The sequence below is a fragment of the Microcystis sp. M049S2 genome (genome assembly GCF_020245625.1).
GTDB lineage: Bacteria > Cyanobacteriota > Cyanobacteriia > Cyanobacteriales > Microcystaceae > Microcystis > Microcystis ichthyoblabe_A.
In genome coordinates, this window is record NZ_JADBUN010000036.1 from 1 (window position 1) to 13,327 (window position 13,327).

At 44.4% G+C, this 13,327-nt stretch carries 10 protein-coding genes; 9 read left to right on the forward strand and 1 reads right to left on the reverse strand.

Going from position 1 to position 13,327, the window contains the following annotated elements:
- The first annotated feature begins 793 nt into the window (after positions 1–793).
- The 6 genes from IM496_RS03130 (at position 794) to IM496_RS03155 (ending at position 7,374) form a co-directional block, all read left to right on the forward strand.
- Complete coding sequence (locus tag IM496_RS03130; RefSeq protein ID WP_353737624.1) at positions 794–1,243, forward strand: pentapeptide repeat-containing protein; 450 nt, start codon at positions 794–796, stop codon at positions 1,241–1,243.
- A gap of 76 nt (positions 1,244–1,319) precedes the next feature.
- Positions 1,320–1,676 carry a pentapeptide repeat-containing protein gene (locus IM496_RS03135; RefSeq protein WP_353737625.1) on the forward strand — a complete coding sequence of 119 codons (357 nt, stop codon included), beginning with the start codon at positions 1,320–1,322 and terminating at the stop codon, positions 1,674–1,676.
- A 453-nt stretch (positions 1,677–2,129) separates the two neighbouring features.
- The gene (locus IM496_RS03140) at positions 2,130–6,116 is read left to right on the forward strand and encodes a magnesium chelatase subunit H (RefSeq protein WP_287661207.1); all 3,987 of its coding nucleotides are present in this window, start codon (positions 2,130–2,132) and stop codon (positions 6,114–6,116) included.
- Positions 6,117–6,176: 60 nt separating this feature from the next.
- Positions 6,177–6,713, forward strand: coding sequence for a hypothetical protein (locus IM496_RS03145; RefSeq protein ID WP_238142047.1), 537 nt, complete (start codon positions 6,177–6,179; stop codon positions 6,711–6,713).
- Between the two features lie 8 nt (positions 6,714–6,721).
- Entirely contained in the window at positions 6,722–7,123 is a 402-nt protein-coding gene (locus tag IM496_RS03150) for a hypothetical protein (RefSeq protein ID WP_287661209.1), read from the forward strand.
- Between the two features lie 8 nt (positions 7,124–7,131).
- Positions 7,132–7,374 carry a type II toxin-antitoxin system HicB family antitoxin gene (locus tag IM496_RS03155; protein ID WP_287661210.1) on the forward strand — a complete coding sequence of 81 codons (243 nt, stop codon included), beginning with the start codon at positions 7,132–7,134 and terminating at the stop codon, positions 7,372–7,374.
- Between the two features lie 23 nt (positions 7,375–7,397).
- On the opposite strand, the gene IM496_RS03160 is transcribed toward IM496_RS03155, so the two are convergent.
- Entirely contained in the window at positions 7,398–8,585 is a 1,188-nt protein-coding gene (locus tag IM496_RS03160) for a hypothetical protein (RefSeq protein ID WP_322743694.1), read from the reverse strand.
- Between the two features lie 67 nt (positions 8,586–8,652).
- On the opposite strand from IM496_RS03160, the gene IM496_RS03165 reads away from it, so the two are divergent.
- From IM496_RS03165 to IM496_RS03175, 3 genes are all read left to right on the forward strand, one after another.
- Positions 8,653–9,360: a Crp/Fnr family transcriptional regulator gene (locus IM496_RS03165; RefSeq protein WP_194016039.1), complete on the forward strand. Its 708-nt coding sequence runs from the start codon at positions 8,653–8,655 to the stop codon at positions 9,358–9,360.
- A gap of 200 nt (positions 9,361–9,560) precedes the next feature.
- Positions 9,561–9,899, forward strand: a complete 339-nt coding sequence (cutA, locus tag IM496_RS03170) for a divalent-cation tolerance protein CutA (protein WP_194016037.1) — start codon at positions 9,561–9,563, stop codon at positions 9,897–9,899.
- A 174-nt stretch (positions 9,900–10,073) separates the two neighbouring features.
- Complete coding sequence (locus IM496_RS03175) at positions 10,074–12,779, forward strand: phycobilisome rod-core linker polypeptide (RefSeq protein WP_194016035.1); 2,706 nt, start codon at positions 10,074–10,076, stop codon at positions 12,777–12,779.
- Positions 12,780–13,327 lie beyond the last annotated feature (548 nt).

Sequence of the window (13,327 nt, forward strand, 5' to 3'; positions counted from 1 at the left end):
CACATCTTTCTTAACATTTCAAACCTTTGTCGCACATGGCTTTCAAGACTCGGTTAACAATCTGTAATATTCCTTGTTGACACCCTTACTGACAAAGAAAAAACTGAAATCAAGTCAGGATAAGGGTTGGAGTGCTTACTGCAAAAATTGTTAAGAAAGATCCCTATAAGGGATAGCCTTAATAAGGGGGGCATCTGATAATTTTTAACGCCTACCTACATATAGCAATTATCTTAATGGTGAGTTATCAGGGTTTCGTTTTGGGGAGACTCCGAGACGATGGAATTGAATTAGCAATGATCAATTCCGAGACAGAAAAGGGGTTTCTCGGAGAAACACCTTTTCTACTCATGCAAAAGGGGGAATACATAATCAGTTTTTAATAACTGGATTTAGTATCAGTCATTGACACAATTTTGAGTAAACCTCTAACCTAGTTATACTAAATCCGTTTTTAATAGTACGCTTAACTCCTAAGTCTAGGTACTTAAGACGTGCGATAGTCAAAGGATTTTCGCGGTCGCTGGTTGATAAAATCCGTCACTCGATCTACGCTTGTTTGAAGATTTGACGGATGCCATTCTCGTCATTTTCCTGATTCCTAAACATCTGTCTCATTGCATTACTTCTAATGGGCTTCTGACTTTTCCCATCATTGATTTTTATAGATTGTTGTAGTACATTACATTACAAAAGACGTAGCAATCAGCAGAGAACCTTGTCTATGACTGTCTGCTCGTTGAATTAATCCTTTCATATACCCTAAATTAAGGAGAAGACTATGGCTAATCGATTGGATGTAAGGAAGGTGATGCGGGGTGATAAAGACCTGAGCGGTGCTGACCTGAGCGGTGCTAACCTGAGCGGTGCTCGCCTGAGCGGTGCTGACCTGAGCGGTGCTAACCTGAGCGGTGCTGACCTGAGCCGTGCTCGCCTGAGCGGTGCTATGCTGAGCGGTGCTGACCTGAGCGGTGCTGACCTGGGCCCTGCTGACCTGAGCGGTGCTAACCTGAGCGGTGCTAACCTGGTCGATGCCATCCTGGTCGGTGCTGACCTGAGCCGTGCTAACCTGAGCCGTGCTGACCTGAGCCGTGCTCACCTGAGCGATGCTGACCTGAGCGATGCTAACCTGAGCGGTGCTGACCTGAGCCGTGCTTTCCTGAGCGATGCTAACCTGAGCGGTGCTAACCTGAAAGGTACGAAAATGCCCGAAGGCTGGGAATTTATTGTCAGAGATCATTAATCAGCAGAGAACCTTGTCTATGACTGTCTGCTCGTTGAATTAATCCTTTCATATACCCTAAATTAAGGAGAAGACTATGGCTGATCCATCCGATCTAATGAAGGCGATGCGCCGTGATAAAAACCTGATGGATGCTGACCTGAGCAATGCTGACCTGAGGCATGCTGACCTGAGGCGTGCTAACCTGAGGGATGCTGACCTGAGCGGTGCTAACCTGAGCGGTGCTAACCTGAGCGGTGCTCGCCTGATGGATGCTAACCTGAGCGGTGCTAACCTGATGGATGCTGACCTGAGCGGTGCTATCCTGAGGCGTGCTAACCTGAGCGGTGCTGACCTGAGCGGTGCTGACCTGAGCGGTGCTGACCTGAGCGGTGCTAACCTGGAAGGTACGAAAATGCCCGAAGGCTGGGAATTTAGTGTCAGAGATAGTTAATCATTTCTGAAGCATTCGATCAAAATCTGGCGTTGCTGAGTAGCGGTATGATTTGGCAAAATTCTCAACCAGTTTTCAGAGCTTTTAGCAATCAACTCATTCTTTGAATCGGCAACGCTTGTCTCAAACTTATTGGAAACGACTATAACAGCGACATCTCGTCCGAGCTGCCATTTCCTACCACTTTTTATTAAAAAAGTCAATAGATTAAATATTAATTTTTGTAAAGAAAAGCCTGAGCAGTTACTCAGAAAGCTCTTTACCATCTGTTACAAAATATGGCAAGATATTTATCGAATTGTGTCAAAACCCAGAGTAAATACTCACTTGGGTTACATTTTCTGATACAAAACAGAAACATATATCTAAATACCTTAAACAAAGGGCGATCGTCATCTGATGACGAAAATCACTTCATACCAGACTCAGCAATCATAAGGAGAACCATCATATATGTTCACTCACGTCAAGTCCACCATTCGTCATATAGTTCCTGACGCGTTGAATGGTCGATCGCTGGTCAAGGTGGTCTATGTCGTGCTAGAACCTCAGTACCAAAGTGCGCTGAGTAGTGCGGTCAGGGAAATCAACGCTAACAACCCGAAACTAGCGATCGAAATTAGTGGTTATTTAATCGAAGAACTGCGCGATGGGGAAAATTATCGCAATTTTCAAGAGGATGTAGCCAAAGCTAATATTTTCATTGCTTCTCTCATCTTTATCGAGGATTTAGCTGATAAAGTGGTGGCCGCTGTCAGTCCCCATCGGGATCAATTAGACGCGGCGATTGTCTTTCCCTCCATGCCCCAGGTAATGCGCTTAAATAAGTTAGGCAGCTTTTCCATGGCACAATTGGGACAGTCTAAGAGTGTCATCGCTAACTTCATGAAAAAGCGCAGGGAAAACTCTGGCGCTGGTTTCCAAGATGCGATGTTAAAGTTATTGCGAACTTTACCGCAAGTCCTGAAATATCTCCCCATGGAAAAAGCTCAGGACGCACGCAACTTTATGTTAAGTTTCCAGTATTGGCTGGGAGGTTCCGCAGAAAATTTAGAGAATTTCCTGTTAATGTTGGCTGATAAGTACGTCTTTGATAACAAGGATGACAGTGTAGTTTACAAAGAACCGGTAGTTTATCCGGATATGGGTATCTGGCATCCTTTATCGATGAAAATGTTCGAGGATGTCAAGGAATACTTCGCTTGGTACAATAACCGCAGTGATATTGCCGATGACCTCAAAGACCCCTTGGCTCCCTGTGTTGGCTTAATTTTACAGAGAACTCACCTCGTTACTGGTGATGACGCTCATTATGTCGCTCTCGTGCAGGAATTTGAGTCTATGGGTGCGCGAGTCCTTCCTGTTTTTGCTGGGGGATTAGATTTTTCTAAACCGGTAGAAGAATACTTCTGGGATAAAAGCTTAAAAGGAGTGGAAGCGGTTGCTATCGTTGATACGGTAATTTCGCTGACGGGATTTGCTTTAGTGGGAGGTCCAGCGCGACAAGATCATCGGTCAGCGATAGAATCCTTAAAACGTCTCAATCGTCCCTATATGTGCGCGTTACCGCTAGTTTTCCAAACTACTCAGGAATGGGAAGAAAGCGATTTGGGGTTACACCCGATTCAAGTGGCGCTACAGATTGCTATTCCGGAATTAGACGGTGCGATCGAACCTATTATATTATCGGGCCGGGATGGGGCGACGGGTAAAGCGATCGCTTTACAGGACCGGGTAGAAGCGATCGCTCAACGGGCGCTAAAATGGGCTAACCTAAGAAAGAAACCGAAACTCAATAAAAAAGTCGCCATCACCGTCTTTAGTTTCCCCCCCGATAAAGGGAATGTGGGAACCGCAGCCTATCTAGATGTGTTCGGTTCTATCTACGAGGTGATGCAAGCGTTACAAAATAATGGTTATGACTTGCAGGACTTACCCGCATCTCCCAAAGAACTGATGGAAGCGGTAATCCATGATGCTCAAGCACAGTACCATAGTCCGGAGCTAAATATCGCCTATCGGATGTCTGTACCTGAATACGAGCGTTTAACCCCCTATTCCGTCCGTTTAGAGGAAAATTGGGGACCACCACCTGGACACCTCAACAGTGATGGACAAAATCTATTAATCTACGGGAAAGAGTTCGGTAATGTCTTTATCGGGGTTCAACCCACCTTCGGTTATGAAGGGGACCCCATGCGTCTGCTCTTTTCTCGTTCTGCTAGTCCCCACCACGGTTTTGCAGCCTACTATACCTATCTCAATCAAGTCTGGAAAGCAGATGCGGTTCTCCATTTTGGCACCCACGGTTCCCTAGAATTTATGCCGGGGAAACAGATGGGAATGTCTGGGGAATGCTACCCCGATAACCTCATCGGGATGATTCCCAACCTCTACTATTATGCCGCTAATAACCCCAGCGAAGCGACGATCGCTAAACGTCGCAGTTATGCGGAAACTATTTCCTATCTTACTCCCCCCGCAGAAAATGCCGGACTCTACAAAGGGTTAAAAGAACTAAGCGAGTTGATCGGTTCCTACCAAACCCTGAAAGATAGTGGGCGTGGGGTGCAAATTGTCAATACCATTGTCGATAAATGTTTATTAGTCAATCTCGACAAAGATATAAGTTTACCTGATGGTGACACTGCCCATCTCAGTCAAGAGGAACGGGATAATATTGTCGGTTCGGTCTATCGCAAACTGATGGAAATTGAATCGCGCTTGCTTCCCTGCGGACTGCACGTTATTGGGAAACCCCCCTCGGCGCTGGAAGCGGTGGCAACTTTGGTCAATATTGCCAGTTTAGACCGGGAAGAAGACGATTTACTTTCCTTACCCCGGATTATTGCCAACAGCATCGGCCGGGATCTAGAGGAAGTTTATCGCAATAGCGATCGAGGTGTGCTGGAGGATGTGGAATTACTGCAAAACATCACCCTAGCGACTCGCGCTGCCGTCGCAACTTTAGTCGAGTCCCAAACCGACGGGTCAGGTCGGGTATCAATGCTTTCTAAGCTGAATTTCTTGAATATAGGCAAGAAATCGCCTTGGATCGAAACTTTACGGTCGATGGGTTATCCACAAGTTGATCCGGTCGCGTTAAAACCCCTGTTTGAATACCTAGAATTCTGTTTAGAACAGGTCTGTGCTGATAATGAATTAGGGGCGCTATTAAAAGCATTAGAAGGGGAATACGTTCTTCCCGGTCCTGGTGGCGACCCCATCCGTAACCCCGGAGTTTTACCAACGGGTAAAAATATCCACGCTTTAGACCCCCAGTCTATCCCGACCCTAGCGGCGGTAAAATCGGCTAAAATCGTGGTGGATCGTCTGTTAGAACGGCAAAAACTGGATAATGGTGGTAAATATCCCGAAACCATCGCTTGTGTTCTTTGGGGAACGGATAATATCAAAACTTATGGGGAATCCCTAGCACAAATTCTCTGGATGGTGGGGGTTCGTCCTCTTCCCGATGCTTTGGGACGGGTGAATAAATTGGAATTGATTCCCCTAGAGGAGTTAGGAAGACCGCGCATTGATGTGGTGGTCAACTGTTCTGGTGTTTTCCGGGATTTATTTATCAATCAGATGAATTTGCTTGACCAAGGCGTAAAAATGGCCGCGGAAGCAAATGAACCGATGGAGATGAATTTTGTCCGCAAACACGCTAGGTCACAAGCAAAAGAAATGGGTTTAACGGTTCGACAGGCAGCCACCCGCATCTTTTCTAATGCTTCTGGTTCCTATTCTTCTAATATCAATCTCGCGGTGGAAAATAGCAGTTGGGAAGATGAAAAAGAGTTACAGAATATGTATCTCAACCGCAAGGGTTTTGCTTTCGACTCTGATAATCCCGGGATGATGGCCGATAATCGTCAGTTGTTTGAAGCATCTTTAAAAACTGCGGAGGCAACTTTCCAAAACTTGGATTCTAGCGAGATTAGTTTAACCGATGTTTCCCACTATTTCGACTCGGACCCGACAAAAGTTGTGGCTAGTTTACGCGATGATGGCAAAAAACCGGCGGCCTATATTGCCGATACTACCACCGCTAATGCTCAGGTGCGTACTTTATCGGAAACCGTGCGCTTGGATACCCGCACCAAGTTACTCAATCCCAAATGGTACGAGGGAATGTTAAGTCACGGTTACGAAGGAGTCCGAGAATTATCGAAGCGTTTGGTTAATACCATGGGATGGTCGGCAACTGCTGACGCGGTGGATAATTGGGTTTATGAAGATGTGAACACCACTTTTATTCAAGATGAGGAAATGTGTCAGCGTCTGATGAATCTCAATCCTAATTCTTTCCGCAAGATGGTGGGAACCCTGCTAGAAGTTAATGGTCGCGGTTACTGGGAAACTTCTCAAGAGAATTTAGACCGCTTACAGGAACTTTATCAAGAAGTGGAGGACCGCATCGAAGGAATCGAGTAGAATAGATAGATAAGACTCAAGAGATTGGCTAATCACCAGTCTCTTGGGTTTTCAAAAAAGATGAAAAATAACTTTTGGGGGTTAATCTGGTCTAGTTTTTTAGGAATTCAGTCATTGGTGCTGGGATTCCTGGGTTTTGTCGCTAGTTTAATTGCGTGGGCATTTGCTGGGCAGACACCTATTCCTCTAGTGGTTCTTTTTGTTATAATCACGATAGCTATATTAGCTATAGCTACTCTATGTAAGGCGTTACAAACGGCACTAGAAGAATATGAAAAGCTAAAGCGAAGTATCATTCCGAAAATTTTGGTAGTTTTTGAAGAAAATAATGATGTCCTATGCCTTTTAGAACCTTCTGAATTATTTTCTCAGGGTATCACAATCTCTTTTTACTATACTAATGAAGACAATATCGAAGCACTAATCGCTGATGGTTATATTAAACATATTCAGACTGATCGCAAAATACAGGCGGTTATTGATCGGCAAGTACCAGGTCGTCAAGATATTTTAAAACGGTTAGTTAATAAAGAGCAAAAAATCATCGATAAGGTAACAGTCAAACCGGGTAATACCCGAAATTTTAGCTCACCCTAAAGGAAAATATGGAAAACGTCACAGAAACTCCCCTTTTATCCCCCAAAGGAACTTTTCCTGCCACGGTCGTTAAGGTTATTGACGACTATAAATTAGTAATGAATAGAGGTGAACAGAACGGAATTCGAGAAGGTCAAAGAATGATGGTTTATCGTATCGATGACGAAGAAATATTAGATCCGCATACTGGCGAATCTTTAGGGTTTCTCGAATTAGTAAGAGGTACGGGAAGAATTATTTTTGTTCAAGATAAAATATCTATAATTGAAACCGATCAGAAAAAAACTTATAGAAAAAGAATAGAAAATTCTCCTTTTGCATTGAGGAGTTATAAATCTGAAGTGGTAGAATCCGATGAATTAAAACCTTTTGATAATGCTCAAGTTGGCGATTTAGTCAAACCTATTTAGATCTATCGATGGAACAACCAATATTAGAATACTTTTTATCTCTTATATATCCGATTTCAATTTATCCCGAAGAAGAAGGAGGATACACGGCACTAATTCCCGATTTACCCGGATGTATGACTCATAGTAAAACTTTAGAGGAAGGGATTATTAATATTGAAGAAGCGAGCGAATTTGGATACAGACAGTTTATTTTAGTGATAAAAAAGATATTCCCATGTTTTCTAAAAGATAAAAAAATATCCCCGTAAATTGTTGCGGCGATGCTGATTTTTTAAGCATTATTGACCTTCTGACCTCTAAGAGCCGAAAATAAACAGAGACGACCCAAACCCATGATTGCTGGTGAGAAGGTTTCCTGACTGGGGGCTTCTAGATGGCAGCCAGCAAATTCTTGCTGAATTTCTGTTAAGAAATGGGGCCAAATAGTCAAGAAAAAATTACCGCTAAAAATTATTTGATCGATATCTTCAAGACTTTTTTGCTGTTTTTCTAACAAATCATTAACTTTCTGTCTTAAATTATCTAGATATGGTGCAATCACCTTCTTATTTAAATCCCTACGACTGACCGTCCAAGTATGACCGGCTAGAGAGGAGGTAAATTCGCTTTCTTCTTGCAGGATTAATTTGGTTAATCTAGCGGCTGCCAGTAAAGATTTTTTTAAGGGATTAGTATCGGTGAGATCGGAGGGAGAAAGCGGCAAAAAAGAACGCCAGAGAGGATAAATTAACTGAGAGAGTATGGCCTGTTCATAGGTGTTTTCCCCGTAGTTAAAATGGCTCAGAGCGATCGCTTGACGGGATAAAGAGCAAGTTTGCGGTGGGACTTCCAGCAGCGCTAAAGTGGTAGTCTCTCGTTTACCTTCGATAACAAGTAGGGTTTGGGGTTGAGGTTGGTCGCTAGTGGGAATATAGGCCAGAGCAGTAGCGATCGCTGTTTCCAGACTAGAGAGGCGATCGGAGGGTATTAGTTGCGCTCTGAGAAGGGCTTTTTTTAGGTCATCCGTGGGGGTTTCCCCGTCATCGGTAATAATGATAGCTTCTAATCGCTCTAAGGCTTCCCAGAGCCAAGAATCGGTGCTAAAATCCCGATTAGATAGCCAGTTAATTAGATATTCTTCCACCTGATGGCAGGGTAAGAGATCGCTTGTTCCCGTTGCCAGACTCCAAGAAAGAGGATAAAAATCGATCAGTCCCCGGCTTTCCCGAAAAAAAACGATTTTCACCCCTGGTGGTTGTACCTCCATTCCCAGGGACCAACGGGCAACTTCAGGGGTTCGAGCGGGGGATAATAAAGGAAAAAGAAGCGCTTTGGCCGATTCTAAATGTTGACGAGTGGCGATAATTGTCTCGGAAGTAACTTCTTGCGGGTTAACTAGAGATGAAATCACCTTGGCAAGAATCAGATCGATCTCGATCAGTAGGGAGGAAAAATCCTGTTTATCGGTCACTAGATAAATAAAAATACCTACAACTGTCTATTGTAGAATCACCCACTTAAAACGAACAAAATTTAAATATTAAACCATGGCAGAAAAACGCTATCCTGCGGAAAAATCAGCAGAAATTCAAAAATTACTGGATACAGCCACCTTATTGGTCGGTTTACCCCCTGAAACCATCGATCAAGTTACTTCTCATGCTGTCACCCGCACTCATCCTGCTAATCGGGCAATTCTATTAGAAAATGATTGGGGTGGTTCGGTTTACTTTATTCTGGATGGTTGGGTGAAAATTCGTACTTACAATACGGATGGCAAAGAAGTCACCTTAAATATCGTCGGTAAAGGGGAAATACTCGGAGAAATGGCCGCTTTAGAAGAATCTCCCCGTTCCACTGATGCTATCACCTTAACCACGGCCACAATTAGCAGTATTCCCGCCCAAGATTTTGTTAATCTGCTCAAATCGGAGCCTTTAGCGGGAATTCGTCTTTCTCAGTTAATGGCCAAGCGTTTGCGTCAGCTTAACCGACGTTTACGTTTGCGCGAGGCTGATAGTCTTTCCAGAGTGGCCGATACTTTACTCTTTTTGGCCGAAGGTCAAGGAGAAAAAAGCGGTCAGGGTGCGATAATTTCTAATTTACCTCACCGGGAATTGAGTAGTATTAGTGGACTGGCCCGGGAAACCGTGACCCGATCCTTGACCAAATTGGAGAAAAAAGGACTGATTCAACGACAGCAGGAATCTCTCTGTATTCCCGATCTGGCCGCTTTAGAAAAAGCGATCGCCTAAATTCAGTTATCAGTTATCAGTTATCAGTTATCAGTTATCATACTAAATCCAGTTATTAAAGACTGATTATTTATCCCCCCTTTTGCCTCTTGCCTATTGCCTATTGCCTATTGCCTATTGCCTATTGCCTTTTGCCTATTGCCTATTGCCTATTGCCTTTTGCCTATCTTCACTAGGAAATTTATTTTGCACGACTACTTATGACTGAAAAATTAACCGGTTTTGGAGTGGTGCTGGTGACAACGGCCAGCGAAACGGAAGCGGAACACCTAGCGATCGCCTTACTGAACGATCACCTGGCCGCTTGTGTCAGTATTTACCCGATTCGTTCCATTTATCGTTGGCAGGGACAGATTGAAAACGAGCGCGAATGGCAATTAGCGATTAAAACCGATTTAAAGCAGTTTGAGCAGTTATCGGCGAAGATACAGGAACTTCATACCTATGCCGTCCCAGAAATCATCGCTTTACCTGTTGTTGCGGGTTCACAGACCTATTTAGACTGGTTAGCCTCCCATACAGGTGGGGTGTCAGAATAGACCAATCGGCCACTTGAGCGAAAAAAATCTATATAATTCTTAATAAACTATCTCAGGAAGCGCAAAAAGTTTTAATCTAGATGCTGATTAAATGTTTAAACATCTGGTTTTAAGACCGATCGCCTCCACGATTGGAGAACTCAGCACATCGTCAAGGGAGATAGTTAAAATCCAATGAGTCTTAAGGCAAGCGGTGGCAGCTCCTTAGCGCGTCCCCAACTCTATCAAACCGTCCCAGTATCTGCCATTACCCAAGCAGAACAACAAGACCGCTTTCTCGATAAACCCGAACTCAGTGAACTGATCGCCTACTTCCAATCGGGGAGCAAGCGTTTAGATATTGCCCAAACGCTCACCCGGAACTCCGATCTGATCGTCTCACGGGCAGCTAACCGGATTTTTACCGGTGGTTCACCCATGGCCTACCTAGAAAAACCCCCCGTGGAAGAATTGGCCCTGGTGGGTGCGGGTAAAGTTATCAACGTCCAGGAAGGGATGAAATTAGGAACCGTTACCTACGCGGAAAGCGGCTCCGGTGGCGGTGGTGGCCTTCTCGGTGGCTTAAAAGGGATTTTCGCCTCTAGCGGCCCGATTCCCCCCGGATTCCGACCGATTAACGTCTCTCGTTACGGTCCGAGCAATATGCAGAAGTCCCTCCGGGATTTATCCTGGTTCTTGCGTTACATTACCTATGCGATCGTGGCTGGTGATACCAGTATCCTGATCGTTAATACCCGCGGTTTAAGGGAAGTTCTCGAAAATGCCTGTTCTATTGATGCCACCATCGTGGCCCTACAGGAAATGCGGGCTGCTTCGATCGAGTATTTCCAAAGAGACAAGGATGCGGTCACTTTAATCAGTGACTATTTCAATATCCTACTAGGGGAATTAAAAGCCCCCACCCCCTCTAATAAACTGCGTCAGCGTCCCAGTAGTGACCAACAGGGTTTAAGTCTTCCCCAAAGCTACTACAATGGTGCCGAAAAACGACAAAAGTTTGTCATGAAAACCGGTTTATCGGAGTCGGAAAAATCTTCGATTATCAAGGCCGCCTACAGACAAATTTTTGAACGGGACATCACCCGCGCCTATAGTCAGTCCATTTCTGACCTAGAATCGAAGGTGAAAAACGGCGACATCTCAATGAAAGAATTCGTCCGTCGTCTCGGTAAATCGCCTCTCTATCGTAAACAGTTCTTTGAACCTTTTATCAATAGTCGCGCCCTAGAATTGGCTTTCCGTCATTTCCTCGGTCGCGGTCCTTCCTCCCGGGAAGAAGTGCAGAAATACTTCTCGATCGTCTCTAGCGGCGGTTTAGCGGCCTTAATCGATGCTTTAGTGGATTCTCAGGAGTATTCTGACTATTTCGGCGAAGAAACCGTTCCCTATCTCCGGGGTTTGGGTGCAGAAGCGCAGGAATGTCGTAACTGGGGGATGCAGATCGACCTGTTTAACTACAGCGCACCTTTCCGCAAAGTTCCCCAATTTATCACCACCTTTGCTAAATATGATCGCCCTTTACCGGATCAGCACGTTTACGGTTCTGGAAATGACCCCTTAGAAATCCAATTTGGGGCAATTTTCCCGAAAGAAACCCGCGAACCTAGTTCTAGTCCCGCTCCCTTCGGTAAAGATACCAAACGTATCCTCATCCACCGCGGACCTGCCACTAATAACCAAAATAGCAACCCCGGCGCCCGAGGTGAATTCCCCGGTACTTTGGGACCGAAAGTTTTCCGTCTCAATAACGAGTTACCCGGTTCTAGTAATGGGGTGAGCGTTAAATTTGGCGAAAGTTCCACCCAAAGAGTGATTTTAGCGGCTTATCGTCAGGTTTTCGGTCGAATGCCCTACGAAGGTCAGCGTTTATCCGTGGCCGAGATTAAGTTGGAAAATGGCGATATTACTCTGCGCGAGTTTATCAAAACCCTAGCTAAATCCGAGACTTTCCGGAAAATCTACTGGACTCCTCTCTATGTGGTGAAAGCGATCGAATATATTCACCGTCGTCTGCTCGGTCGTCCCACCTACGGTCGTCAGGAAATGAATCAATACTTCGATATCTGCTCGAAAAAAGGCTTCTATGCTTTAATCGATGCCCTTATCGATAGTCCTGAATATACGGAAGCTTTTGGCGAAGATACGGTTCCCTACGAGCGCTATCTAACTCCCCAAGGGATGCAGTTACGGATGGTGCGTTTGGGCAATCTCCGCGAAGATATCGGCCAAAGAGTTGATAAAGAGGAAACCCCGCGCTTTATTGAATTGGGTACACCTTCGGTCTCGATTCGTACTGAACCGGATATTCAATCTCGTGTCGGTCAAGGTGTCACGGTTCAACGGGAACAAACTAAGGTCTTTAAACTGTTAACTAATCTCGATAAAGTTGCCGTACAAAATACTGTTCGCGCTGCCTATCGTCAGATTTTTGAACGGGATCTCGAACCCTATATCATCAATGCCGAATTTACCGCTTTAGAGAGTAAATTAAGCAATGCTGAGATCACGGTGAAAGAGTTTATTGAGGGTTTAGGTGGTTCGGATCTTTACCTGAAAGAATTCTATGCTCCCTATCCGAATACGAAAGTAATTGAATTGGGAACCAAGCACTTCTTGGGCCGCGCTCCCTTGAATCAAAAAGAAATCCAGAAATATAACCAAATTCTGGCAACTCAGGGATTAAAGGCTTTTATCGGTGCCATGGTTAATAGCATGGAATACCTACAATTATTTGGTGAAGATACGGTTCCCTATCGTCGTTTCCCAACTCTACCGGCCGCTAATTTTCCCAATACGGAACGGTTATACAATAAGCTGACTAAACAGGATAGTGAACTGGTTGTTCCCAGTTTTAAACCAGTAGTTAAGGTCGGTGGTTAGTTAGTCCTTGAAGTTAGTTAATTTAGCTCGTGTTCAACACGAGCTTTTTTTTAGTTTAGTATCCCAAAGCTAATACCAATTTTCAATAGTCGTGACTAACATCTAAAAGCGCAATTCCTGTCCGAGAGCGGAATTGCGCTTTGGAATAATCAACTAAGTCTGTCATCACTTTTGAAAAATGATATAACCCATCAGACCGAGGTTCGCAAGCCGCTAGGAAAATTCCCTCAAGGGGTGACAAAGAGGTTTAAAAGTAGGCAGGATAAAGACTCTAGCCAAATGTCCCCCAAAGAAATAGAGTGGTTATGGCAACCACTCAAAAATTTAAAATGTTACCATCATTCTATCAGGCTTATTTACAAGCTAATCTGAGCGAAGCACAATATCTTACCCTGCAAATCTTCATAAGATCTCTTGCATAAGTCTAGACAAAATAGGATAAAATAGTCCAAGAGTTAAGATTGAAAGATGACTTACGAACAAGTAAAAACTTTAAAGCCAACAGAGTTCAAACGCTTGTGTGGCGTGTATCCAGATACATTTAAGGA